This window comes from Escherichia sp. AM3 (genome assembly GCF_032029835.1).
Taxonomy (GTDB): domain Bacteria; phylum Pseudomonadota; class Gammaproteobacteria; order Enterobacterales; family Enterobacteriaceae; genus Escherichia; species Escherichia coli.
In genome coordinates, this window is record NZ_JAVUPQ010000062.1 from 1 (window position 1) to 25,418 (window position 25,418).

Annotated in this window: 26 protein-coding genes; 15 read left to right on the forward strand and 11 right to left on the reverse strand. The window is 50.3% G+C overall.

What is annotated here, in order from left to right:
• Position 1 precedes the first annotated feature (1 nt).
• The 4 genes from RTW80_RS31480 to yeaX all read left to right on the forward strand — a co-directional run bounded on the left by RTW80_RS31480 (position 2) and on the right by yeaX (position 3,954).
• The gene (locus RTW80_RS31480; protein ID WP_003032489.1) at positions 2 to 58 is read left to right on the forward strand and encodes an IS1 family transposase; all 57 of its coding nucleotides are present in this window, start codon (positions 2 to 4) and stop codon (positions 56 to 58) included.
• A gap of 108 nt (positions 59 to 166) precedes the next feature.
• Positions 167 to 1,777, forward strand: coding sequence for a BCCT family transporter YeaV (gene yeaV, locus RTW80_RS18390; protein ID WP_063119137.1), 1,611 nt, complete (start codon positions 167 to 169; stop codon positions 1,775 to 1,777).
• Between the two features lie 31 nt (positions 1,778 to 1,808).
• Positions 1,809 to 2,933 (forward strand): carnitine monooxygenase, oxygenase subunit YeaW, encoded by a 1,125-nt coding sequence (yeaW, locus tag RTW80_RS18395; RefSeq protein ID WP_000067822.1) that lies wholly within the window; start codon positions 1,809 to 1,811, stop codon positions 2,931 to 2,933.
• A gap of 55 nt (positions 2,934 to 2,988) precedes the next feature.
• Positions 2,989 to 3,954 (forward strand): carnitine monooxygenase reductase subunit YeaX, encoded by a 966-nt coding sequence (yeaX, locus tag RTW80_RS18400; RefSeq protein ID WP_001287031.1) that lies wholly within the window; start codon positions 2,989 to 2,991, stop codon positions 3,952 to 3,954.
• A 53-nt stretch (positions 3,955 to 4,007) separates the two neighbouring features.
• Here yeaX and rnd read toward each other — a convergent pair whose 3' ends face one another.
• From rnd to RTW80_RS18425, 5 genes are all read right to left on the reverse strand, one after another.
• On the reverse strand, positions 4,008 to 5,123 hold the full coding sequence (rnd, locus tag RTW80_RS18405; protein WP_001318538.1) for a ribonuclease D: 1,116 nt from the start codon (positions 5,121 to 5,123) through the stop codon (positions 4,008 to 4,010).
• 81 nt (positions 5,124 to 5,204) lie between these two features.
• Positions 5,205 to 6,890 (reverse strand): long-chain-fatty-acid--CoA ligase FadD, encoded by a 1,686-nt coding sequence (gene fadD / locus RTW80_RS18410; RefSeq protein WP_000758422.1) that lies wholly within the window; start codon positions 6,888 to 6,890, stop codon positions 5,205 to 5,207.
• A 204-nt stretch (positions 6,891 to 7,094) separates the two neighbouring features.
• Positions 7,095 to 7,676, reverse strand: a complete 582-nt coding sequence (gene yeaY / locus RTW80_RS18415) for a Slp family lipoprotein YeaY (RefSeq protein ID WP_000290576.1) — start codon at positions 7,674 to 7,676, stop codon at positions 7,095 to 7,097.
• Positions 7,677 to 7,715: 39 nt separating this feature from the next.
• Positions 7,716 to 8,411 carry a tRNA (adenosine(37)-N6)-threonylcarbamoyltransferase complex dimerization subunit type 1 TsaB gene (tsaB, locus tag RTW80_RS18420; RefSeq protein WP_001220966.1) on the reverse strand — a complete coding sequence of 232 codons (696 nt, stop codon included), beginning with the start codon at positions 8,409 to 8,411 and terminating at the stop codon, positions 7,716 to 7,718.
• Positions 8,412 to 8,468: 57 nt separating this feature from the next.
• Entirely contained in the window at positions 8,469 to 10,379 is a 1,911-nt protein-coding gene (locus RTW80_RS18425; protein WP_312719794.1) for an ATP-dependent DNA helicase, read from the reverse strand.
• Positions 10,380 to 10,510: 131 nt separating this feature from the next.
• Here RTW80_RS18425 and RTW80_RS18430 point away from each other — a divergent pair, with 131 nt between their 5' ends.
• Both RTW80_RS18430 and RTW80_RS18435 read left to right on the forward strand, forming a co-directional pair.
• Entirely contained in the window at positions 10,511 to 10,855 is a 345-nt protein-coding gene (locus tag RTW80_RS18430) for a RidA family protein (RefSeq protein WP_001295493.1), read from the forward strand.
• A 421-nt stretch (positions 10,856 to 11,276) separates the two neighbouring features.
• Positions 11,277 to 11,576 (forward strand): DUF1889 family protein, encoded by a 300-nt coding sequence (locus RTW80_RS18435; protein ID WP_001111993.1) that lies wholly within the window; start codon positions 11,277 to 11,279, stop codon positions 11,574 to 11,576.
• A 119-nt stretch (positions 11,577 to 11,695) separates the two neighbouring features.
• On the opposite strand, the gene RTW80_RS18440 is transcribed toward RTW80_RS18435, so the two are convergent.
• Positions 11,696 to 11,875, reverse strand: a complete 180-nt coding sequence (locus RTW80_RS18440) for a YoaH family protein (RefSeq protein WP_000457334.1) — start codon at positions 11,873 to 11,875, stop codon at positions 11,696 to 11,698.
• A 73-nt stretch (positions 11,876 to 11,948) separates the two neighbouring features.
• Between RTW80_RS18440 and pabB the strand changes: the two genes are divergently transcribed.
• The 4 genes from pabB to RTW80_RS18460 all read left to right on the forward strand — a co-directional run bounded on the left by pabB (position 11,949) and on the right by RTW80_RS18460 (position 17,169).
• Positions 11,949 to 13,310: an aminodeoxychorismate synthase component 1 gene (pabB, locus tag RTW80_RS18445; protein ID WP_000854972.1), complete on the forward strand. Its 1,362-nt coding sequence runs from the start codon at positions 11,949 to 11,951 to the stop codon at positions 13,308 to 13,310.
• 3 nt (positions 13,311 to 13,313) lie between these two features.
• The gene (locus RTW80_RS18450; RefSeq protein ID WP_000456725.1) at positions 13,314 to 13,892 is read left to right on the forward strand and encodes a CoA pyrophosphatase; all 579 of its coding nucleotides are present in this window, start codon (positions 13,314 to 13,316) and stop codon (positions 13,890 to 13,892) included.
• A gap of 183 nt (positions 13,893 to 14,075) precedes the next feature.
• Positions 14,076 to 15,440: an L-serine ammonia-lyase gene (gene sdaA, locus RTW80_RS18455; RefSeq protein ID WP_000624298.1), complete on the forward strand. Its 1,365-nt coding sequence runs from the start codon at positions 14,076 to 14,078 to the stop codon at positions 15,438 to 15,440.
• A 130-nt stretch (positions 15,441 to 15,570) separates the two neighbouring features.
• Positions 15,571 to 17,169 carry an EAL domain-containing protein gene (locus tag RTW80_RS18460; RefSeq protein ID WP_032247545.1) on the forward strand — a complete coding sequence of 533 codons (1,599 nt, stop codon included), beginning with the start codon at positions 15,571 to 15,573 and terminating at the stop codon, positions 17,167 to 17,169.
• Between the two features lie 3 nt (positions 17,170 to 17,172).
• Here RTW80_RS18460 and yoaE read toward each other — a convergent pair whose 3' ends face one another.
• Together yoaE and RTW80_RS18470 are read right to left on the reverse strand one after the other, a co-directional pair.
• Positions 17,173 to 18,729 (reverse strand): CNNM family cation transport protein YoaE, encoded by a 1,557-nt coding sequence (gene yoaE / locus RTW80_RS18465; protein ID WP_000394983.1) that lies wholly within the window; start codon positions 18,727 to 18,729, stop codon positions 17,173 to 17,175.
• A complete protein-coding gene (locus tag RTW80_RS18470) occupies positions 18,717 to 18,875 on the reverse strand; it encodes a protein YoaL (protein ID WP_001327808.1) in 159 nt (52 codons plus the stop codon). Before RTW80_RS18470 ends, yoaE begins: the two co-directional genes overlap by 13 nt.
• Before the next feature lie 316 nt (positions 18,876 to 19,191).
• Here RTW80_RS18470 and manX point away from each other — a divergent pair, with 316 nt between their 5' ends.
• The 5 genes from manX to mntP all read left to right on the forward strand — a co-directional run bounded on the left by manX (position 19,192) and on the right by mntP (position 23,398).
• Positions 19,192 to 20,163 carry a PTS mannose transporter subunit IIAB gene (gene manX / locus RTW80_RS18475; protein WP_000150543.1) on the forward strand — a complete coding sequence of 324 codons (972 nt, stop codon included), beginning with the start codon at positions 19,192 to 19,194 and terminating at the stop codon, positions 20,161 to 20,163.
• A gap of 62 nt (positions 20,164 to 20,225) precedes the next feature.
• Positions 20,226 to 21,026 carry a PTS mannose transporter subunit IIC gene (gene manY, locus RTW80_RS18480; RefSeq protein WP_000406926.1) on the forward strand — a complete coding sequence of 267 codons (801 nt, stop codon included), beginning with the start codon at positions 20,226 to 20,228 and terminating at the stop codon, positions 21,024 to 21,026.
• Positions 21,027 to 21,038: 12 nt separating this feature from the next.
• Positions 21,039 to 21,890 carry a PTS mannose transporter subunit IID gene (manZ, locus tag RTW80_RS18485; protein WP_000228655.1) on the forward strand — a complete coding sequence of 284 codons (852 nt, stop codon included), beginning with the start codon at positions 21,039 to 21,041 and terminating at the stop codon, positions 21,888 to 21,890.
• A gap of 54 nt (positions 21,891 to 21,944) precedes the next feature.
• The gene (locus RTW80_RS18490) at positions 21,945 to 22,403 is read left to right on the forward strand and encodes a DUF986 family protein (protein WP_000156255.1); all 459 of its coding nucleotides are present in this window, start codon (positions 21,945 to 21,947) and stop codon (positions 22,401 to 22,403) included.
• Between the two features lie 428 nt (positions 22,404 to 22,831).
• A complete protein-coding gene (gene mntP / locus RTW80_RS18495) occupies positions 22,832 to 23,398 on the forward strand; it encodes a manganese efflux pump MntP (RefSeq protein WP_001296134.1) in 567 nt (188 codons plus the stop codon).
• Here mntP and rlmA read toward each other — a convergent pair.
• The 3 genes from rlmA to RTW80_RS18510 all read right to left on the reverse strand — a co-directional run bounded on the left by rlmA (position 23,395) and on the right by RTW80_RS18510 (position 24,735).
• Entirely contained in the window at positions 23,395 to 24,204 is an 810-nt protein-coding gene (gene rlmA / locus RTW80_RS18500; protein ID WP_000010115.1) for a 23S rRNA (guanine(745)-N(1))-methyltransferase, read from the reverse strand. The two genes, mntP and rlmA, sit on opposite strands and share 4 nt — an antisense overlap.
• Before the next feature lie 165 nt (positions 24,205 to 24,369).
• Positions 24,370 to 24,579 (reverse strand): transcription antiterminator/RNA stability regulator CspE, encoded by a 210-nt coding sequence (gene cspE, locus RTW80_RS18505; protein ID WP_001062678.1) that lies wholly within the window; start codon positions 24,577 to 24,579, stop codon positions 24,370 to 24,372.
• 12 nt (positions 24,580 to 24,591) lie between these two features.
• Positions 24,592 to 24,735: a DUF2627 domain-containing protein gene (locus tag RTW80_RS18510; RefSeq protein WP_032247546.1), complete on the reverse strand. Its 144-nt coding sequence runs from the start codon at positions 24,733 to 24,735 to the stop codon at positions 24,592 to 24,594.
• Positions 24,736 to 25,418 lie beyond the last annotated feature (683 nt).

Here is a 25,418-nt window from a genome sequence, read left to right on the forward strand (position 1 = left end):
GGTGGAGCTGCATGACAAAGTCATCGGGCATTATCTGAACATAAAACACTATCAATAAGTTGGAGTCATTACCCAATTTGTTAAACACAACATACAACTCATTACCCTGCAAATAATTACAACTGGCAAAAGCCAGAGACGGGCTTTTATGCCCAGGAGATGACTCATGATGAGCAATGTTAAGAAAAAAGATGTGCCGCTGATAAGCATCAGCCTGGTGGCCATTCTTTTCATCGCAGCTGCATTAAGCCTTTTCCCACAACAATCGGCCGACGCGGCCAACGCAATATACACTTTTGTTACTCGTACGTTAGGTTCCGCCGTACAGGTATTGGTTTTGCTGGCAATGGGACTGGTGATTTATTTAGCCACCAGTAAATACGGCAATATTCGTCTTGGCGAAGGAAAACCGGAATACAGCACGCTCTCCTGGCTGTTTATGTTTATTTGTGCCGGTTTAGGTTCTTCTACGCTTTATTGGGGGGTTGCTGAATGGGCCTATTATTATCAAACACCTGGATTAAATATCGCACCGCGTTCACAACAGGCACTCGAATTTAGCGTTCCCTACTCTTTCTTCCACTGGGGCATAAGCGCCTGGGCAACTTATACGCTGGCCTCATTAATCATGGCTTATCACTTTCATGTGCGGAAAAACAAAGGTCTGAGCCTTTCCGGCATTATTGCTGCTATTACCGGCGTTCGCCCGCAAGGCCCATGGGGAAAACTGGTCGATTTGATGTTCCTGATCGCCACTGTCGGCGCACTGACCATTTCCCTTGTTGTTACCGCAGCAACCTTTACCCGTGGGCTTTCCGCGCTGACCGGTTTACCCGATAACTTCACCGTGCAGGCATTTGTGATCCTGCTTTCCGGCGGCATTTTTTGCCTAAGCTCGTGGATTGGTATCAACAACGGTTTGCAACGTCTGAGCAAAATGGTTGGCTGGGGCGCGTTCCTGCTGCCATTACTGGTGCTGATTGTCGGCCCAACCGAATTTATTACCAACAGCATCATCAATGCCATCGGCCTGACCACGCAAAACTTCCTGCAAATGAGCTTATTCACCGATCCGCTTGGCGATGGTTCATTTACCCGCAACTGGACCGTTTTCTACTGGCTGTGGTGGATCTCATACACCCCTGGCGTAGCAATGTTTGTCACCTGCGTTTCCCGCGGTCGTAAGATTAAAGAAGTTATCTGGGGACTGATCCTCGGCAGCACCGTCGGTTGCTGGTTCTTCTTTGGCGTAATGGAAAGCTATGCCATTCATCAGTTTATCAATGGCGTAATCAACGTCCCACAGGTGCTGGAAACACTGGGCGGCGAAACAGCTGTACAGCAAGTTCTGATGTCGTTGCCAGCCGGTAAATTGTTCCTCGCCGCATACCTAGGCGTGATGATTATTTTCCTTGCCTCGCATATGGATGCAGTGGCCTACACCATGGCGGCGACCAGTACGCGTAATCTCCAGGAAGGTGACGATCCTGACCGTGGGCTGCGTCTTTTCTGGTGCGTGGTGATCACTCTGATCCCGCTTTCCATCTTGTTTACCGGTGCTTCGCTGGAAACGATGAAAACCACCGTCGTGCTCACAGCCCTTCCCTTCCTCGTCATTTTACTGGTGAAAGTCGGCGGGTTTATTCGCTGGCTGAAACAGGATTACGCCGACATTCCGGCTCATCAAGTTGAACATTATCTCCCGCAGACACCGGTTGAAGCCCTGGAAAAAACGCCAGTGCTCCCTGCGGGAACCGTATTCAAAGGCGACAACTGAGCGCCATCATCCTAACGATAAAGGTATCCCTATGAGCAATCTGAGCCCTGACTTTGTACTACCCGAAAATTTTTGCGCTAACCCGCAAGAGGCGTGGACCATTCCTGCCCGTTTTTATACCGATCAGAACGCGTTTGAACACGAAAAAGAGAACGTCTTCGCCAAAAGCTGGATTTGCGTCGCTCACAGCAGCGAACTGGCGAATGCCAATGATTATGTGACGCGTGAGATCATTGGCGAAAGCATCGTGCTGGTACGCGGTCGTGATAAGGTTTTGCGCGCGTTCTATAACGTGTGTCCGCACCGTGGTCATCAGTTGTTGAGCGGTGAAGGAAAAGCAAAAAATGTGATTACCTGCCCGTATCACGCATGGGCATTCAAACTCGATGGCAACCTGGCCCATGCACGTAACTGCGAAAACGTCGCCAATTTCGATAGCGACAAAGCGCAACTGGTTCCGGTGCGTCTGGAAGAATATGCCGGATTCGTCTTCATCAACATGGACCCCAACGCCACCAGCGTAGAAGATCAATTACCCGGCCTGGGCGCGAAAGTGCTGGAAGCCTGCCCGGAAGTCCACGATCTGAAACTGGCGGCCCGCTTTACCACCCGCACGCCTGCCAACTGGAAGAACATTGTCGATAACTATCTCGAGTGCTATCACTGTGGTCCGGCGCATCCAGGTTTCTCCGACTCCGTACAGGTTGATCGTTACTGGCACACCATGCACGGTAACTGGACGCTGCAATACGGTTTCGCCAAACCGTCCGAACAGTCGTTTAAATTTGAAGAGGGTACGGATGCGGCATTCCACGGTTTCTGGCTGTGGCCGTGCACGATGCTGAACGTCACCCCGATCAAAGGGATGATGACGGTCATTTATGAATTCCCGGTGGATTCTGAAACTACCCTGCAAAACTACGATATTTACTTCACCAATGAAGAGTTAACCGACGAGCAAAAATCGCTGATTGAGTGGTATCGCGATGTGTTCCGTCCGGAAGATTTACGTCTGGTTGAAAGCGTACAGAAAGGGCTGAAATCGCGTGGCTATCGTGGTCAGGGGCGCATCATGGCCGACAGTAGCGGTAGTGGCATTTCCGAACATGGTATCGCCCATTTCCATAATCTGCTGGCGCAGGTGTTTAAGGACTAATGACATCGGCGGCGGTATTTTCCGCCGCTGGGCTGATTTTTGATGGAGTACAGCAATGTCAGACTATCAAATGTTTGAAGTACAGGTGAGCCAGGTTGAACCCCTTACCGAACAGGTGAAACGCTTCACGCTGGTGGCAACCGATGGCAAACCATTACCTGCGTTTACCGGAGGAAGTCACGTCATTGTGCAGATGAGCGATGGTGATAACCAGTACAGCAATGCGTATTCACTACTGAGTTCGCCGCATGACACCTCTTGTTATCAGATTGCCGTTCGGCTGGAGGAAAACTCGCGCGGCGGTTCCCGCTTTTTGCATCAGCAGGTAAAAGTGGGCAATCGGTTAACGATTTCAACGCCTAATAACCTGTTTGCGCTAATTCCCTCAGCCAGAAAGCATCTGTTTATCGCGGGCGGTATTGGTATCACCCCTTTCCTGTCGCACATGGCAGAGCTGCAACACAGCGACGTCGACTGGCAGCTACATTACTGCTCGCGAAATCCAGAAAGTTGCGCATTTCGTGATGAGCTAGTCCAGCATCCGCAGGCTGAGAAAGTTCACTTGCATCACTCATCAACCGGAACACGACTGGAATTAGCGCGATTATTGGCGGATATCGAACCTGGCACACACGTTTATACCTGTGGTCCCGAGGCGCTAAATGAAGCGGTAAGAAGTGAAGCTGCGCGTCTGGACATCGCCGCCGATACGCTGCACTTTGAGCAATTTGCTATCGAAGACAAAACCGGCGATGCCTTTACCCTGGTGCTTGCCCGTTCCGGAAAAGAGTTTGTGGTGCCGGAAGAGATGACTATTTTGCAGGTTATTGAAAATAATAAAGCCGCGAAAGTGGAATGTTTATGTCGTGAAGGGGTATGCGGAACCTGCGAAACAGCAATACTGGAAGGTGAAGCTGACCATCGGGATCAGTATTTTAGCGATGAAGAGCGTGCCAGCCAGCAAAGTATGTTGATCTGTTGTTCGCGTGCGAAGGGTAAACGCCTGGTGTTGGATTTGTAGTTTGCCAAAGCCGGATGTGGCGCTGAGCGCGCCCAGTCCGGCTTCGGAAGATTTTACTGCGGATATTCCTGCAATAAATTGTGTAATGCTTCCGCCATCAGCTCACCACGCCAGCCGGAAATCAGCTCCGGCAAATTGTTCTGCGGTTTCAGTTTCCAGTGCCAGTTCAGCAGTTGGTTGATTTGCCGACGCGATGCCAGCAATTCGGCGCTGATCTTATGCGTTTCGCTCACGTCAGTAATCAGCGACTTAATCGCTTTAAACGCTTTACGATAACCCGGCATGTCCATCAGGTTAAGCATCGGCTGCGGTAAGGCCTCTTCCGGCAATGTCTGCGCTTTTTCCACCAGCGCCAGCAGCGTTTTACCGTGAAAGCGGATTTCGCTACCGGATAAACCCAGGCTGTCCAGTTCGCCTAAACTTCCCGGCATATAACGCGCGACCGACCACAAATGCTCTTCACGCACGACAAAGTTCACCGCCAGATCACGCTCACGAGCCTTGCGCAGTCGCCAGTCGGCTAACAGTTGCAGACAGGCCAGTTGGCGTGTGCGTAATTGCCAGGCATTGGTCATATCACGCCAGGCATCTTCCGGCGCAACGACTTCCTGACGACGCATTTGCATCAGGCGGCATTCATCCAGCGCCGCAGGTAGCCAGCCGGAGGCCTCCGTTTCTACCATAAGCTTGGCGGTGATCGGTAACAGATACCAGACATCAGCCGCTGCGTATTCACACTGACGTTCGGTCAGCGGTCTGGCCAGCCAGTCGGTGCGCGATTCACTCTTGTCCAGCGTAACGCCGGAATACTCTTCCACCATGGAAGCGAACCCCCATGACATCGGGCGTCCGCAGAAGGCAGCAAGGATTTGCGTGTCAATCAGGGGTTGTGGTAATTCGCCAAAGACATTGAGGAACACTTCCAGATCTTCACTGCCTGCATGGAGAAATTTTGTGATGGACGGATCGCGCAGGATCGCTTTCAGCGGTGACCAGTCGGTGATCCCGAGAGGATCAATTAACGCCAGATGCTCACCATCAAAAAGTTGAATTAAACCCAGCTGCGGGTAATAAGTGCGCGTACGAACAAATTCAGTATCCAGGGCTATCGCCGGAAAGGCACGGACGGCTTCACACAAAGAAGCCAGCGCATCGTCCGTGGTAATCATTTGGTAATTCAAATTGTATTCTCTTTAGTGGGCGTCAAAAAAAACGCCGGATTAACCGGCGTCTGACGACTGACTTAACGCTCAGGCTTTATTGTCCACTTTGCCGCGCGCTTCGTCACGTAATTCTCGTCGCAAAATTTTTCCGACGTTAGATTTCGGTAACTCATCACGAAACTCCACCAGCTTCGGTACTTTGTAGCCCGTGAGCTGACGGCGGCAAAAGGTCACCAGTGACTCTTCGGTAAGCGATGGATCTTTTTTCACTACGAAGATTTTCACCGCTTCACCACTGGAGCCGGAAGGTACGCCAACAGCCGCGACTTCCTGTACGCCAGGATGCTGCATGACGACATCTTCAATCTCGTTGGGATAGACGTTAAAACCGGAAACCAGAATCATGTCTTTTTTACGATCGACAATGCGCAGGAACCCTTCTTCATCCATCACCGCGATGTCGCCGGTGTGTAACCAGCCATTTTTGATGATTTCATCGGTAGCATCGGGACGCTGCCAGTAACCCAGCATCACCTGCGGTCCTTTGACACAAAGCTCACCCGGTTGACCTGGTGGTACTTCATTATCATCATCATCCACCAGTTTGGCTTCCGTCGACGGCACCGGCAAACCGATGCTACCACTATGATAATCAATATCATATGGGTTAACGCTGACCAGCGGCGCACACTCGGTAAGGCCATAGCCTTCCAGCAGATACTGTCCGGTCAGTTTCACCCAACGCTCTGCCACCACTTGCTGCACTGGCATCCCACCGCCTGCGGAAAGATGCAGACTGGAGAAATCCAGCTGCTGGAACTCTTTATTGTTCAGCAACGCATTGAACAAGGTGTTAACGCCAGTGATAGCGGTAAACGGATATTTCGCTAACTCTTTTACCAACCCTGGAATATCACGCGGGTTAGTGATAAGCAGGTTCTGCCCACCCAGTTCGATAAACAGCAGGCAGTTAATGGTCAGGGCAAAAATGTGATACAGCGGCAGTGCCGTTACTACCAGTTCTTTACCTGGATGCAGCAACGGCCCATAGGTGGCGTTGACCTGTTCCAGGTTCGCCAGCATATTGCGGTGAGTCAGCATCGCGCCTTTCGCCACACCTGTGGTGCCGCCGGTGTATTGCAGGAAGGCTAAATCTTCCGGCACCAGTTCGGGTTTGACGTACTGCATCCGGTAGCCGTTATGCAGTGCGCTACGAAATGAAATGGCATCTGGCAGATGGTATTTCGGCACCAAACGCTTGATGTATTTAACAACGAAATTGACTACCGTGCCTTTTGCCGTAGATAGCTGATCGCCCATACGGGTCAGAATTACGTGCTGAACGGCGGTTTTATCAACCACTTTTTCCAGTGTGTGAGCAAAGTTAGACACGATAACAATCGCCGATGCGCCGCTATCGTTAAGCTGATGCTCAAGCTCACGCGGGGTATACAACGGGTTAACGTTTACGACGATCATCCCGGCACGCAAAATGCCAAACAGCGCCACCGGATATTGCAATAAATTAGGCATCATCAACGCAACGCGATCGCCTTTCTTCAGCCCCAACCCTTGTTGCAAATAAGCGGCAAACGCGCGACTGCGTTCTTCCAGCTTGCGGAAGGTCATCACCTCCCCCATATTCACAAACGCAGGCTGATCGGCGTAGCGCGCGACCGACTGCTCAAACATATCTACCAGAGATTGATAACGGTCAGGGTTGATCTCCGTCGGAACGTCCGCGGGATAACGGTTAAGCCAAACCTTCTTCAATTCTTCACCTCTAAAATGCGTGTTCGTCGTCATCGCAACCCCAAATGATATACATGCTGTTAACATAATATTAACTCATCATACCAGCTTGATAATTACCCAACGAAAAGGTTGCGAAGCGCGTCACTATTTATTTTTATCTTTACCGTAAGAATGCAGAAACAGCGGACCAGCCGCTGTTTCTTTTTCTTTAAAAACAAGCAATTATTCAGTTACAACTGTTTGTACTCTCGCGGGACCGGGATTATACCAGCCCCATCCGCCGTAGCCATAGGGCCAGCCACGACCGCCATAAAACCATGGATCAATCGGCTGAGGCGGCATAATCACCTGCTGGGTTAAATGCCAACGTTTGTAACCCGTTACTTGCATCACCATAAATTTATAGGGCGTATTGCCGATTTTGCCGTCAACCGCACCAGTGATTGGCCCGACTACCGTAACCAGTTGTCCACGGAAATCCACCGGGTCCAGAAAACCGTTCACATCGGCATAAATGCGACCGCGAGAAGGTTCTCCCAGCGTCGGTCTGGCTCCGCTGTCCAGCGGTACGGTAGCAATTTCCAGGCGGGTTTTCCCTTGCTGGTTTTGTACCGCAACCACTTTGCCACCAAAGCGTGCCTCCTGACCAACGTACAGCTGCGGCGCACTCATCACCCGAACTAAATCTTGTTGCGGCGTGGGACTGCTGCCTTTAATGGCGTCCGGCACAGTGACACAACCGCTCAGCATTAGCGCAAACGTACCTGCCAGTATGCCTTTGATAACATTCTTTTGAACCGCCATGGTGCGACTCCTTTTTTTCTCAGGGCATACTCTTAAGATTCATTCTTTGCCCGGAAGTTTCTTCCATGCGACGTTGTTACGTAAATAAACCGGTTCGGCATGTTCCACCGCCACCGTTTTACCCTCGGCAAACATCTGACACGCAATCGGCAGCATATCTTCAGCAGCAGGCAGTAACACTTCGCCATCGCGCAAAACCAGCCCGCTCTCTTTACCGAGATCCGGCCAAGCTTGCCAGCCCGTCCCTACCGTCACCCATTCGCCGGAAAGCTGTTGCATTCGTTCATGGACGATTTCGGGTTTGAGTACGGCTTCGGTTTCTTCACCGTGCCAGATACCGTTTTCATCACGCTGATATTCGGCCCAGTAAACTTCGCCCATTCGCGCGTCAATGGCTGCCAGCACGCGGGTTGCGCCGTTTTTGCGCCACGCCCCTTGCGCCATCGTCATTAGCGTGGAGACGCCAATCATCGGTAATTCCGCGCCAAGCGCCAGCCCTTGCGCGATGCCAATACCAATGCGCACGCCAGTAAAGCTACCGGGGCCGCGCCCGTAAGCCAGAGCGTTAATATCAGTCAGGGAAGTTCCGCTGGTGGTCAGGATATCCTGCACCATCGGTAAGATTCGTTGAGTATGTTCACGAGGGCAAAGCTCAAAATGAGCGTTGACAGTACCGTCGTTCCACAGGGCGACAGAGCAGGCCTCTGTCGCGGTATCGATAGCCAGAATTCGCATGGGTCTTCGTGCTTAGATCAATAAAAAGGCGCGCATCATACCATACTCCGTAACAAATTACCTGGAGGATGGTATCGCAAGGAAACGAACCGCACGGGCAATGTCACGGGTGCGTGGCGCGGGCGGCAGACTGGCGAGAAACGTCGCGCCGTAAGGACGCATCACCAGCCGATTGTCACAAATCACCAGCACGCCACGATCGTCGGCGTCGCGAATCAGTCGCCCTACCCCCTGTTTGAGAGTAATGACGGCATCTGGTAGTTGCACTTCATCGAACGGGTCGCCACCGCGCAAACGACAATCTTCCATGCGCGCTTTTAACAGTGGATCATCCGGCGAGGTAAACGGCAATTTGTCGATAATTACCAATGACAATGTATCGCCACGCACGTCCACCCCTTCCCAGAAACTACTGGTTGCCACAAGAAGCGCATTACCGGCACTGACAAACTGCTGCAACAGTTGGCCTTTACTGGTTTCCCCCTGCAACAAAACGGGAAGCGTCATGGTAGCGCGGAACTGCTCGGCCAGATCGCGCATCATGGCGTGCGAGGTACAAAGCATAAAACAACGACCGTTGTTAGCTTCGATGATCGGTCGCAGCATTGCCGCTAACTGGCGAGCAGAACCTGGCTGGTTGGTTTGCGGCAGATTGCGCGGCACACAGAGTAACGCCTGGCGGCTGTAATCAAACGGGCTTGGCAATAGCAACGACTCCGCCTGTTCTATCCCAAGCCGCGAGGTGAAATGATGCAGATCGTCGTTCACCGACAGCGTTGCTGAGGTGAAGATCCAGCTACCGGGCTTTTGCGCCATTAACTCTTTGAATTTATCCGCCACGCTGAGCGGCGTGAGAGCCAGAGTAAAATGGCGCGAAGTGCATTCGTACCAGTAGCTGTAGCCCGGCTGATTGATCTCTTTTAGCCGCTTCAGCCGTGTGCGATACAACGTGGCGCGCTCAAATGCCGCATCCAGCAAGGCGGAACGCCCCAGTGACAGTTTCGCCACGTCATAACAAAGTTCCAGGGTGTCATCGAGCAGTAAAAATGCCCGCTGAATTTGCGGATTAGCTAACAGCTCACGCAGGTTACCGCGATAACCTGGCTCACCGAGTTGCAGACGAAAATCCTGCGCACTCTGGGCAAGACGATCAGCGCACTTTTGTAACTGCTGGGTGTCTTTTAATTCGGTGCGGTAGGCGATGGTGATGTCTTTTGCCAGGTCGAGCAGTTGTCGACTGGAGAGTGACTGACCAAAATACTGGCTGGCAATGTCCGGTAGCTGGTGGGCTTCGTCGAAGATCATGACGTCCGCTTCCGGGATCAGTTCGCCAAATCCACTCTCTTTAACCACCATATCCGCCAGAAAGAGATGATGGTTTACCACCACCACATCGGCGTCCATCGCTTTTTTACGTGCTTTGACCACAAAGCAATCTTTATACATCGGGCAGTCGCTGCCAAGACAGTTGTCGTTGGTGCTGGTGACCAGCGGCCACGCCTGTGAATCTTCCGCCACGCTGACGCAGGTGCTGATATCACCATCGACTGTTTGATTAAACCAGGAGCGCAGCAGGATCACATCGCTTAAGATTTGTACCGGCAGATCGCCCCCCGCCAGCGCCTGCTGTTCGAGACGTTCGAGGCAGAGGTAGTTTGAGCGCCCTTTCAGCAGCGCCACGTTGCCCGTATATTTCAATGCCTTTGAGACTGTTGGCAAATCGCGGCTGTAGAGCTGATCCTGCAACGCTTTTGAGCCGGTCGAGATAATGACTTTCTTTTTCGCCCGCAGCGCAGGAGCCAGGTAAGCGTAGGTTTTGCCCGTACCGGTTCCTGCTTCCACCACCAGCGGCTGGCCTTTTTCTATCGCCTGGGTGACGGCTACCGCCATCTGTCGCTGTGGTTCTCGCGGCTTAAAGCCTGGTATCGCTTTCGCCAGCTGACCGTCTGGTGCAAAATCGTCCGTCACACTACCCCCTGTTGATTTGAACAGGGATTATGTCAGGATGAGGGCGCTTTCGCCAGTTGAAGTGGTGACGGCGACCTCACATTGTGGCAGTCTTTGCAGCACGAAAATGGAAGTATAATGAGGACAAAATGATGACTATCGTTCGTATCGATGCTGAAGCCCGCTGGTCTGATGTAGTAATCCACAACAACACGCTCTACTACACTGGTGTACCGGAAAACCTCGACGCCGATGCCTTTGAGCAAACCGCCAACACGCTGGCACAGATTGACGCCGTGCTGGAAAAACAGGGCAGCAATAAATCGAGCATTCTGGATGCCACCATTTTCCTGGCCGATAAAAACGACTTCGCGGCGATGAATAAAGCGTGGGATGCCTGGGTTGTGGCGGGTCATGCGCCGGTGCGCTGCACGGTGCAAGCGGGGCTGATGAACCCGAAGTATAAAGTTGAAATTAAGATTGTGGCTGCGGTGTAAGCTTTATCGAAGCAAAATAAGTCAGACGATAATTTATCGATAATACTGGTCGGTTTTACATAAATCGACCAGAGATTAAGATATTACTGTTGATGCTCCTGCTAATTCATTATTTATTTTTATAATTTCAATTTTAGCTATAAAGCTAACTATATAAATAAACATAACCATGCCGTTGTGTTCGCCCTTCGATTAGCACCTCTGGTTTTCTTTCTTAGCTGAACAATCTGGTTATAGCGTGCGGACTGACCGTTAATTTTCTCCATCTTACTGGATAACACACCATGAGCTGCTACCTTTAAAACACCTGAATGTCAACAGGTTAACTCGTGCCATATCGTTATAATCCCTTTGATATTAGATGCAAATTAAGGTCATATATAGCCTTATCGATAACATGGTTAATTTTAAGGATAAGAATATGCCTGCTGTAATAGATAAAGCCCTGGATTTCATTGGTGCCATGGATGTATCAGCGCCAACACCAAGTTCGATGAATGAAAGCACAGCGAAGGGAATCTTTAAATATTTAAAAGAACTGGGAGTACCCGCGAGTGCCGCTGATATTACGGCGCGAGCTGACCAGGAAGGCTGGAACCCTGGGTTCACGGAAAAAATGGTTGGATGGGCAAAAAAAATGGAGTCTGGTGAACGCACTGTAATTAAAAATCCTGAATACTTTTCAACATATATGCAGGAAGAACTAAAAGCACTGGTCTGAGTTTAATTTATATCAGCATAAATGGGTCAGGACGCTTTTAATCACATATAAAAAGCGTCCTTTTTCTCACAATCAAATAATCATCGGATTCTATAACGAAATCGATACGGATTAGTGTGTTACTCGTCTTCATCCTCAAAACGCGCCACGATTCGCTCGCCGGAGTGGTTGGCACGCAGCTCTTCTGCCACCAGCGCGATTGCCTGGCCGCTGCTCATCCCTTGTGCCATCAGTTCCTGGATCCGCTCGACAGCTTTTTGCTGCTGTTCATGGGTGAGTGAAGGTAAACCTGCAAACATTGTTAACTCCTGCTAAATTGTTGGCGCTAATTATTTCATGCTACCCGGCACATAGCCAGTAGAGTCAGGACTGATGAAGACGTTATCTCCCGCTGTGATTACTTTACCCTGGCGTCAGGACGCCGCTGAATTTTATTTCTCCCGCTTAAGCCACCTGCCGTGGGCGATGCTTTTACACTCCGGCTATGCCGATCATCCGTATAGCCGCTTTGATATTGTGGTCGCCGATCCGATTTGCACTTTAACCACTTTCGGTAAAGAAACCGTTGTTAGTGAAAGCGAAAAACGCACAACGACCACTGATGACCCGCTACAGGTGCTCCAGCAGGTGCTGGATCGCGCAGACATTCGCCCAACGCATAACGAAGATTTGCCATTTCAGGGCGGCGCACTGGGGTTGTTTGGCTACGATCTGGGCCGCCGTTTTGAGTCACTGCCAGAAATTGCGGAACAAGATATCGTTCTGCCGGATATGGCAGTGGGTATCTACGATTGGGCGCTCATTGTCGACCACCAGCGTCATACAGTTTCTTTGCTGAGTCATAATGATGTCAATGCCCGTCGGGCCTGGCTGGAAAGCCAGCAATTCTCGCCGCAGGAAGATTTCACGCTCACTTCCGACTGGCAATCCAATATGACCCGCGAGCAGTACGGCGAAAAATTTCGCCAGGTACAGGAATATCTGCACAGCGGTGATTGCTATCAGGTGAATCTCGCCCAGCGTTTTCATGCGACCTATTCTGGCGATGAATGGCAGGCATTCCTTCAGCTTAATCAGGCCAACCGCGCGCCATTTAGCGCTTTTTTACGTCTTGAACAGGGTGCAATTTTAAGCCTTTCGCCAGAGCGGTTTATTCTTTGTGATAATAGTGAAATCCAGACCCGCCCGATTAAAGGCACGCTACCACGCCTGCCCGATCCTCAGGAAGATAGCAAACAAGCAGAAAAACTGGCGAACTCAGCGAAAGATCGTGCCGAAAATCTGATGATTGTCGATTTAATGCGTAATGATATCGGTCGTGTTGCCGTAGCCGGTTCGGTAAAAGTACCAGAGCTGTTCGTGGTGGAACCCTTCCCTGCCGTGCATCATCTGGTCAGCACTATAACGGCGCGACTACCAGAACAGTTACACGCCAGCGATCTGCTGCGCGCAGCTTTTCCTGGTGGCTCAATAACCGGGGCTCCGAAAGTACGGGCTATGGAAATTATCGACGAACTGGAACCGCAGCGACGTAATGCCTGGTGCGGCAGCATTGGCTATTTGAGCTTTTGCGGCAACATGGATACCAGCATTACTATCCGCACGCTGACTGCCATTAACGGACAAATATACTGCTCTGCGGGCGGTGGAATTGTCGCCGATAGCCAGGAAGAAGCGGAATATCAGGAAACTTTTGATAAAGTTAATAAGATATTACGCCAACTGGAGAAGTAAGACGTGGAATACCGTAGCCTGACGCTTGATGATTTTTTATCTCGCTTTCAACTTTTGCGCCCGCAAATTAACCGGGAAACCCTAAATCATCGTCAGGCTGCCGTGTTAATCCCCATCGTCCGTCGACCGCAACCGGGGTTGTTGCTGACTCAGCGTTCAATTCATCTGCGTAAACACGCTGGACAAGTGGCATTCCCTGGAGGTGCAGTCGATGACACGGACGCATCAGTTATCGCCGCCGCGCTGCGCGAAGCTGAAGAAGAGGTCGCTATACCGCCTTCCGCCGTTGAAGTTATCGGCGTGCTGCCGCCCGTCGATAGCGTAACTGGCTATCAGGTAACCCCAGTGGTCGGCATTATCCCGCCCGATCTGCCGTATCGCGCCAGTGAAGATGAAGTCTCGGCGGTGTTTGAAATGCCGCTCGCCCAGGCATTACATCTGGGTCGTTATCACCCTTTAGATATCTACCGCCGTGGCGATTCACATCGGGTATGGCTGTCCTGGTACGAACAGTATTTTGTATGGGGAATGACCGCAGGCATAATTCGTGAGCTGGCGCTGCAAATTGGTGTGAAACCCTGACTATACTTATCTTTACATCTACAAAACACTACTTGAGACAATCATCGCAATATTAGTTAAATCGCGGTTTTTGATTAGTTTAATTCATGTGAATAGTTAAGCCAGTCGCCGCGTTCCCTCTTACACTATGCGCTGTTATTAGTTCGTTACTGGAAGTCCAGTCACCTTGTCAGGAGTATTATCGTGATTAGTCTATTCGACATGTTTAAGGTGGGGATTGGTCCCTCATCTTCCCATACCGTAGGGCCTATGAAGGCGGGTAAACAGTTCGTCGATGATCTGGTCGAAAAAGGCTTACTGGATAGCGTTACTCGCGTTGCCGTGGACGTTTATGGTTCACTGTCGCTGACGGGTAAAGGCCACCACACCGATATCGCCATTATTATGGGTCTTGCAGGTAACGAACCTGCCACCGTGGATATCGACAGTATTCCCGGTTTTATTCGCGACGTAGAAGAGCGCGAACGTCTGCTGCTGGCACAGGGACGGCATGAAGTGGATTTCCCTCGCGACAACGGGATGCGTTTTCATAACGGCAACCTGCCGCTGCATGAAAACGGTATGCAAATCCACGCCTATAACGGCGATGAAGTCGTCTACAGCAAAACTTATTATTCCATCGGCGGTGGTTTTATCGTCGATGAAGAACACTTTGGTCAGGATGCTGCCAACGAAGTGAGCGTGCCGTATCCGTTCAAATCTGCCACCGAACTGCTCGCGTACTGTAATGAAACCGGCTATTCGCTGTCTGGTCTCGCTATGCAGAACGAACTGGCGCTGCACAGCAAGAAAGAGATCGACGAGTATTTCGCGCATGTCTGGCAAACCATGCAGGCATGTATCGATCGCGGGATGAACACCGAAGGTGTACTGCCAGGCCCGCTGCGCGTGCCACGTCGTGCGTCTGCCCTGCGCCGGATGTTAGTTTCCAGCGATAAACTGTCTAACGATCCGATGAATGTCATTGACTGGGTAAACATGTTTGCGCTGGCAGTTAACGAAGAAAACGCCGCCGGTGGTCGTGTGGTAACTGCGCCAACCAACGGTGCCTGCGGTATCGTTCCGGCAGTGCTGGCTTACTATGACCACTTTATTGAATCGGTCAGCCCGGACATCTATACCCGTTACTTTATGGCAGCGGGCGCGATTGGTGCATTGTATAAAATGAACGCCTCTATTTCCGGTGCGGAAGTTGGTTGCCAGGGCGAAGTGGGTGTTGCCTGTTCAATGGCTGCTGCGGGTCTTGCAGAACTGCTGGGCGGTAGCCCGGAACAGGTTTGCGTGGCGGCGGAAATTGGCATGGAACACAACCTTGGTTTAACCTGCGACCCGGTTGCAGGGCAGGTTCAGGTGCCGTGCATTGAGCGTAATGCCATTGCCTCTGTGAAGGCGATTAACGCCGCACGGATGGCTCTGCGCCGCACCAGTGCACCGCGCGTCTCGCTGGATAAGGTCATCGAAACGATGTACGAAACCGGTAAGGACATGAACGCCAAATACCGCGAAACCTCACGCGGTGGTCTGGCAATCAAAGTCCAGTGTGACTAATACTTCTTACTCGCCCATCTGCAACGGATGGGCGAATTTATACCCGCTTTCTCGTCTGCTGTAATATTCCCCACTACACTTCCACTGTTGCGTCAGGCGTTTGTCGCCATACGCTTACAGGGTGGCCCGCATGCAAAAAGCACAACGGATCATTAAAACCTATCGCCGTAATCGAATGATTGTTTGTACGATTTGCGCACTCGTTACGCTCGCTTCGACCCTGAGCGTGCGATTTATTTCACAGCGTAACTTAAATCAACAACGGGTAGTACAATTCGCCAATCACGCTGTAGAGGAATTAGATAAAGTACTGCTTCCCCTACAGGCAGGTAGCGAAGTCTTGCTTCCGCTGATTGGTCTGCCCTGCTCTGTCGCCCATTTGCCATTACGTAAACAGGCGGCAAAACTCCAAACTGTGCGATCCATTGGCCTGGTGCAAGACGGCACACTTTATTGCTCCAGCATTTTTGGTTATCGCAATGTGCCCGTCGTGGACATTCTGGCTGAACTTCCTGCACCGCAACCACTTTTACGCCTGACGATCGACCGTGCCCTGATTAAAGGCAGTCCGGTTTTGATTCAATGGACGCCTGCAGCGGGCAGTAGCAATGCTGGGGTCATGGAGATGATTAACATCGACTTACTGACGGCAATGCTCCTTGAGCCACAACTGCCGCAAATCAGTAGCGCCAGCCTGACGGTGGACAAACGGCATTTGCTCTATGGTAATGGGCTGGTAGATTCCCTTCCGCAACCTGAAGACAATGAAAACTATCAGGTTTCTTCGCAACGCTTTCCTTTTACCATTAACGTTAATGGTCCGGGGGCTACGGCGCTGGCATGGCACTATCTTCCAACACAATTACCGCTGGCGGTGCTGCTAAGTTTACTGGTGGGCTACATCGCCTGGCTGGCGACCGCTTACCGGATGAGCTTTTCCCGCGAAATCAATCTGGGCCTGGCGCAACATGAGTTCGAATTGTTCTGTCAGCCTTTGCTTAATGCGCGCAGCCAGCAATGTATTGGTGTAGAGATTTTGCTGCGCTGGAACAATCCGCGTCAGGGCTGGACTTCACCGGATGTGTTTATTCCTATCGCGGAAGAACATCATTTAATTGTGCCACTGACCCGCTATGTGATGGCAGAAACCATTCGTCAGCGCCATGTTTTCCCGATGAGTAGTCAGTTTCATGTTGGCATTAACGTCGCACCCAGCCATTTTCGCCGTGGTGTGCTGATAAAAGATCTCAATCAGTACTGGTTTAGCGCTCACCCGATTCAGCAACTGATCCTCGAAATCACCGAACGCGATGCCTTACTGGATGTTGATTATCGGATTGCCCGCGAGCTACATCGTAAAAACGTCAAACTGGCGATTGATGACTTCGGCACCGGCAACAGTTCATTTTCCTGGCTTGAAACATTACGTCCTGACGTGCTGAAAATTGATAAGTCATTTACCGCAGCTATAGGTTCTGACGCGGTTAACTCGACGGTGACCGATATCATCATCGCGCTGGGGCAAAGACTGAATATTGAACTGGTGGCGGAGGGCGTGGAAACGCAAGAACAGGCGAAGTATTTGCGCCGTCATGGCGTGCATATTTTGCAAGGGTATTTGTACGCACAGCCGATGCCGCTACGTGATTTTCCCAAATGGCTGGCGGGCAGCCAACCGCCGCCCGCCCGGCATAATGGACATATCACGCCCATTATGCCGTTACGTTAATGCTTACTCATCTTCATCGTGCGCCGGTTGCTCTTTAACAATGCGAACCAGATCAACACGATAATCATTGGCTTCAATGATGGTGATATGCAGTGGCCCTACATCAATCACATCGCCCACACGGGGAATGTGACCATTTGCCGAGATCACGAGGCCCGCGACCGTCGCGATATCATCGTCATCGGCAAGGTGCTCAACATCAAGCGCCTGCTGCAAGGCATGCAAATCTGTACCGCCTTTTACCAGCCAGCCGTCACCATCAGTAATGATTTCCGGCGTTTCGTCAGCGTCCGGGAATTCACCCGCAATGGCTTCCAGCACATCCAGCGGCGTGACCAGACCTTGTACCACACCAAACTCGTTGGTCACGATAACAAAGCTCCCGCGAGCACGACGCAGCACGCCCAACAGGTTGATCGGATCGAGGGTTTCCGGGACGATAATCGCCGGAGACGCCGAAGCAATCGCCGCCACATCAACGCCCTCTTCCAGCGCCACCAGCAGTTCTTTAGCACGTACAATACCGATGATTTCATCCAGTTCACCGCGACATACCGGGAACAGACTGTGCGGTGAAGAGAGCAGTTGCTCGCGGATTTCATCGACCCCGAGATTAGCGTCAACCCAGCTTATTTCACCGCGCGGCGTCATGATCCCGCGCAGAGAACGCGACGCCAGCGTCAGTACGCCGTTAATCATGTAACGTTCTTCTTCGGCAAATGCACCTTCCGGGATCGGCATCGGCATCGGGTTATCGGCATCGTGCTGAACATTGGCCTGACGTTTCCCGCCCATCAAACGCAGGATGGCATCGGCAGTACGCGCTCGCAGCGGCAAAGTCGACTGGTGGCGAATAAAGTTGCGACGCGCAATCTGGTTAAACACTTCGATGATGATCGAGAAGCCAATCGCGGCATACAGGTAACCTTTCGGAATGTGGAAACCGAAACCTTCTGCCACCAGACTCAGACCAATCATTAACAGGAAGCTCAGACAGAGCACCACCACCGTGGGGTGCTGGTTAACGAATCGCGTCAGCGGTTTGGATGCCAGCAACATAACCGCCATCGCAATCACTACCGCCGCCATCATCACCGGCAGATGGTTAACCATCCCTACTGCAGTAATTACCGCATCCAACGAGAAGACGGCGTCAAGGATGACAATCTGTGTGACGACCACCCAGAAACTGGCGTAGCCTTTACCGTGGCCGGAATCATGATCGCGGTTTTCCAGCCGTTCATGCAGTTCGGTTGTTGCTTTGAACAGCAAGAATATCCCCCCGAACAACATAATCAGGTCGCGTCCGGAGAAGGAGAAATCCATGACGGTAAATAGCGGTTTGGTCAGCGTGACCATCCATGAAATCAGCGACAGCAGCCCCAGACGCATAATCAGCGCCAGTGATAACCCCAGCAAACGCGCTTTATCGCGTTGTTTTGGCGGCAGTTTGTCAGCAAGAATGGCGATGAAGACCAGGTTATCGATACCCAGCACAATTTCGAGAACAACAAGCGTGAGTAGCCCCGCCCAAATTGAGGGGTCCATTAAGAATTCCATGACAAGCTCCTGCTTAAGGAATAGCTATTCGACGCCAGAAATAATGCAGGCGTAACGACAAAATGCAAACGAAAGGTGCGGCATAGAGTGCCAGAAAGGCAGGCGTTAAAAGGCCTGATGCTGAAATGACGTCGGTGACGATCCATACTGCGGGCTACTGCCCTATACTCCATGGTTGTTAAACGGGAGTTAAACATATCAGAGACGCCTCTGATTTGGCAAAGATTTACCTTCCTTTGCAAACGAATGTGACAAGGATATTTTACCTTTCGAAATTTCTGCTAATCGAAAGTTAAATTACGGATCTTCATCACATAAAATAATTTTTTCGATATCTAAAATAAATCGCGAAACGCAGGGGTTTTTGGTTGTAGCCCTTATCTGAATCGATTCGATTGTGGACGACGATTCAAAAATACATCTGGCACGTTGAGGTGTTAACGATAATAAAGGAGGTAGCAAGTGACCATTGCTATTGTTATAGGCACACATGGTTGGGCTGCAGAGCAGTTGCTTAAAACGGCAGAAATGCTGTTAGGCGAGCAGGAAAACGTCGGCTGGATCGATTTCGTTCCAGGTGAAAATGCCGAAACGCTGATTGAAAAGTACAACGCTCAGTTGGCAAAACTCGACACCACTAAAGGCGTGCTGTTTCTCGTTGATACATGGGGAGGCAGCCCGTTCAATGCTGCCAGCCGCATTGTCGTCGACAAAGAGCATTATGAAGTCATTGCAGGCGTTAACATTCCAATGCTCGTGGAAACGTTAATGGCTCGTGATGATGACCCAAGCTTTGATGAACTGGTTGCGCTGGCAGTAGAAACAGGCCGTGAAGGCGTGAAAGCACTGAAAGCCAAACCGGTTGAAAAAGCCGCGCCAGCACCCGCTGCCGCAGCACCAAAAGCGGCTCCAACTCCGGCAAAACCAATGGGGCCAAACGACTACATGGTTATTGGCCTTGCGCGTATCGACGACCGTCTGATTCACGGTCAGGTCGCCACCCGCTGGACCAAAGAAACCAATGTCTCCCGTATTATTGTTGTTAGTGATGAAGTGGCTGCGGATACCGTTCGTAAGACACTGCTCACCCAGGTTGCACCTCCGGGCGTAACAGCACACGTAGTTGATGTTGCCAAAATGATTCGCGTCTACAACAACCCGAAATATGCTGGCGAACGCGTAATGCTGTTATTTACCAACCCAACAGATGTAGAGCGTCTCGTTGAAGGCGGCGTGAAAATCACCTCTGTTAACGTCGGTGGTATGGCATTCCGTCAGGGTAAAACCCAGGTGAATAACGCGGTTTCGGTTGATGAAAAAGATATCGAGGCGTTCAAGAAACTGAATGCGCGCGGTATTGAGCTGGAAGTCCGTAAGGTTTCCACCGATCCGAAACTGAAAATGATGGATCTGATCAGCAAAATCGATAAGTAACGTATTGTGTTGATTATCACTCAGTTTTCACACTTAAGTCTTACGTAAACAGGAGAAGTACAATGGAGATTACCACTCTTCAAATTGTGCTGGTATTTATCGTAGCCTGTATCGCAGGTATGGGATCAATCCTCGATGAATTTCAGTTTCACCGTCCGCTAATCGCGTGTACCCTGGTGGGTATCGTTCTTGGGGATATGAAAACCGGTATTATTATCGGTGGTACGCTGGAAATGATCGCGCTGGGCTGGATGAACATCGGTGCTGCAGTTGCGCCTGACGCCGCTCTGGCTTCTATCATTTCTACCATTCTGGTTATCGCAGGTCATCAGAGCATTGGTGCAGGTATCGCACTGGCAATCCCTCTGGCCGCTGCGGGCCAGGTACTGACCATCATCGTTCGTACTATTACCGTTGCTTTCCAGCACGCTGCGGATAAGGCTGCTGATAACGGCAACCTGACAGCGATTTCCTGGATCCACGTTTCTTCTCTGTTCCTGCAAGCAATGCGTGTGGCTATTCCGGCCGTCATCGTTGCGCTGTCTGTTGGTACCAGCGAAGTACAGAACATGCTGAATGCGATTCCGGAAGTGGTGACCAATGGTCTGAATATCGCCGGTGGCATGATCGTGGTGGTTGGTTATGCGATGGTTATCAACATGATGCGTGCTGGCTACCTGATGCCGTTCTTCTACCTCGGCTTCGTAACCGCAGCATTCACCAACTTTAACCTGGTTGCTCTGGGTGTGATTGGTACTGTTATGGCAGTGCTCTACATCCAACTTAGCCCGAAATACAACCGCGTAGCCGGTGCGCCTGCTCAGGCAGCTGGTAACAACGATCTCGATAACGAACTGGACTAACAGGTGAGCGAAATGGTTGATACAACTCAAACTACCACCGAGAAAAAACTCACTCAAAGTGATATTCGTGGCGTCTTCCTGCGTTCTAACCTCTTCCAGGGTTCATGGAACTTCGAACGTATGCAGGCACTGGGTTTCTGCTTCTCTATGGTACCGGCAATTCGTCGCCTCTACCCTGAGAACAACGAAGCTCGTAAACAAGCTATTCGCCGTCACCTGGAGTTCTTTAACACCCAGCCGTTCGTGGCTGCGCCGATTCTCGGCGTAACCCTGGCGCTGGAAGAACAGCGTGCTAATGGCGCAGAGATCGACGACGGTGCTATCAACGGTATCAAAGTCGGTTTGATGGGGCCACTGGCTGGTGTAGGCGACCCGATCTTCTGGGGAACCGTACGTCCGGTATTTGCAGCACTGGGTGCCGGTATCGCGATGAGCGGCAGCCTGTTAGGTCCGCTGCTGTTCTTCATCCTGTTTAACCTGGTGCGTCTGGCAACCCGTTACTACGGCGTAGCGTATGGTTACTCCAAAGGTATCGATATCGTTAAAGATATGGGTGGTGGCTTCCTGCAAAAACTGACGGAAGGGGCGTCTATCCTCGGCCTGTTTGTCATGGGGGCATTGGTTAACAAGTGGACACATGTCAACATCCCGCTGGTTGTCTCTCGCATTACTGACCAGACGGGCAAAGAACACGTTACTACTGTCCAGACTATTCTGGACCAGTTAATGCCAGGCCTGGTACCACTGCTGCTGACCTTTGCTTGTATGTGGCTACTGCGCAAAAAAGTTAACCCGCTGTGGATCATCGTTGGCTTCTTCGTCATCGGTATCGCTGGTTACGCTTGCGGCCTGCTGGGACTGTAAGACTGTTGTACACTACCGGGGCCTTTTGGCCCCGTTTTTTTATCTGGAGGATTAATGACAATCACGGACCTGGTACTGATTCTTTTCATCGCCGCACTCCTAGCCTTCGCGATCTACGATCAGTTCATCATGCCCCGCCGTAATGGCCCCACCCTGCTGGCAATTCCTTTGCTCCGGCGTGGTCGCATCGATAGCGTTATCTTCGTCGGATTGATTGTCATTCTTATCTATAACAACGTCACGAATCATGGTGCGTTAATAACGACATGGTTATTAAGCGCACTGGCTCTGATGGGTTTTTATATATTCTGGATCCGCGTTCCGAAGATCATCTTTAAACAAAAAGGTTTTTTCTTCGCCAATGTCTGGATTGAATATAGCCGAATCAAAGCGATGAACTTGTCGGAAGATGGCGTGTTGGTGATGCAATTAGAACAGCGTCGGCTGTTAATCCGCGTTCGAAATATCGACGATCTGGAAAAAATTTATAAGCTTCTCGTTTCAACTCAATAAGTTATGAATTTAGCCAAAGCTATGTTTAGTGTATTTTTAATAATCAGACATAGCTTAGGCTATATTACCTCTTCCCTTATTTGTTATTTATTTTAACGTTTCATTGATATATAAATCTAAATGTAAATCGTTATCAATAAAGCAATGAAATAATATATTCCAACAGTTGTTTTATATTCTCAAAATATGTTAAGGTTGCGCCCTCATTTGGGGAGTAGCCGATTTCCAGATTCCGGAAATGTACGTGTCAACATACTCGTTGCAAAACGTGGCACGTACGGACTGAATACTTTCAGTCAGGCGAGACCATATGCACATCAATCGCTATGCCTGCATGAACGCGAAAACCATCGCGGCTTGTTGTTCATGTATGCATGTTTGCTGGGGGCGATGATGTGTTTTATGGATACCCCGGTCAGGACATTGTCATGAATATCACTGCTACTGTTCTTCTTGCGTTTGGTATGTCGATGGATGCATTTGCTGCATCAATCGGTAAAGGTGCCACCCTCCATAAACCGAAATTTTCTGAAGCATTGCGAACCGGCCTTATTTTTGGTGCCGTCGAAACCCTGACGCCGCTGATCGGCTGGGGAATGGGCATGTTAGCCAGCCGGTTTGTCCTTGAATGGAACCACTGGATTGCGTTTGTGCTGCTGATATTCCTCGGCGGGCGAATGATTATTGAGGGTTTTCGTGGCGCAGATGATGAAGATGAAGAGCCGCGCCGTCGACACGGTTTCTGGCTACTGGTAACCACCGCGATTGCCACCAGCCTGGATGCCATGGCTGTGGGTGTTGGTCTTGCTTTCCTGCAGGTCAACATTATCGCGACCGCATTGGCCATTGGTTGTGCAACCTTGATTATGTCAACATTAGGGATGATGGTTGGTCGCTTTATCGGCTCAATTATTGGGAAAAAAGCGGAAATTCTCGGCGGGCTGGTACTGATCGGCATCGGCGTCCAGATCCTCTGGACGCACTTCCACGGTTAATAAGAACGCTGCCAGAGGTGAATATTAAAGTCCGTCTGGCAGTCGAACACTTCTTTTGCTGCCAGTGTTTGCCAGACTTCTGGCTTCGCACGCCAGGCAAACGGCGTCATCTGCAATAATGCGACGGCTTCATCACCGCGAAGACGCATCGGATAACACAACTCCGCACTCTGCTGTAATGTAAAACCTTCCAGTTGTTCTGCATGAGGTGCATGAAGATGTACTTCATTGTAAATCAGCCCCTTCAGCTCCATCAAATGTCGCGGTCCCGGCGTGGCAGTAATGACCCAGCCGCCGGGCTTCACTACTCGTGCTAATTCTTCTGCTTTACACGGCGCGTAAATACGTATTATGGCGTCCATACTGGTATCGGAAAACGGCAAACGGTGGCTGGAAGCGACACAAAAAGTGACCTGCGGATAGCGTTTCGCCGCCGCTTTTATCGCTACCTTCGAAACATCCAGACCAAACGTGGTGATTTCGGGCAACGCATCGGCAAATGCGTGTGTGTAATACCCTTCACCACAGCCAATATCCAGCACCGCCGTGGCCTTATCATCAAGCCGTTCCCTCAGTTGGGCGACAATTGCATCACGCAGCGGCTGATAATGTCCGGCATCTAAGAATGCGCGGCGTGCTTGCATCATTTCCGCGCTGTCGCCCGGATCACGAGACCGTTTATGCTGAACGGGCAGCAGATTGACATACCCTTCTTTCGCCATATCAAACTGATGTCGCTGGGGACAGATATAGCTGTTTTTTTCACGCGAAAGAGGCTGATGGCAAAGTGGACAGGAAAAAGACATGACAACTCCGGCAGGATACTAAAGGCCGCAAGTGTAACGCGAATCACGCGGCGGGCAAATATCCGAACGCCAGGAGCGAAGATAAAGCATAGTAAAAAGCCTCGCATTCGACGAGGCTTTATAGCGAGATTGAAGCGTATTCACACTTCAGATCAGTGGATTCGATCAGATAGCTGTTACGTTAACAGCTGCCGGACCTTTCTGGCCGTCCTGAATTTCGAACTCAACGTTCTGACCTTCAGCCAGAGTTTTGAAGCCATTACCCTGGATAGCGGAGAAGTGTACGAACACGTCTTTGCTGCCATCAGCCGGAGTAATGAAGCCAAAACCTTTAGACTCGTTGAACCACTTAACCTGACCTTTAATCTTTGCCATTTGAAAAATTCCTTAGATTGTTTTCTTCGCCCGCAGGCATAACATAGATAAAACTGACCCATTACTGCATGAGGCACCAATATAAGGCTCGGCAGAGAAGCGGTATTCAACGTCAACGTGTTTACTCAGGACTTCTTTACTGAAAATGCCACACATAAACAGAACTGTACCTCGTTTAACCCGAAATCTGTTATCACATACAACGTTAATTATGGCAAGCCATTTTTAAACATGTCTCGATCAGACGCACAAATCTCGATACGTCTTCCACTTTTTTTGCACACTTATGCAACGGAATACGCGCCGATATATCATTGTGCTTAACCTTGCCAGTTCAGGCAGATACTTAAACTGGCGTAGTTTCTAACATAGTTCAATAAGTTCAGTTGTTCCAGGCCAGTGGGAGAAGTTATTACATAGTGCGTGCAATATCACATTTTTTGCTATGCAATGAATAAAAAGTTATATCACTTTTTCTCATAAAACAGTCAGTTAACGGCTATCAATTACCCTAAAGAGAAGTCAATCCCCAAAGGGATTGAAAATTTAAAATAAGAAAAATTGATGAATGAGCAAAAAATCAAGAGAGAAACGTTTCGCTAATAAATAATACCACGCTTAATCACAAATCCGATGTAAACATCCTAATAAATTAATGAGGAAAATATCTTTTTCTGATATCCCGTTACGCAAATAAATAATATGATAATTATTTGAAGTCAGACCAGAGTTTTAATTTGAAGCAGTTGCACCATGGCAGTGCGGGTGATGCTGCCAACTTACTGATTTAGTGTATGATGGTGTTTTTGAGGTGCTCCAGTGGCTTCTGTTTCTATCAG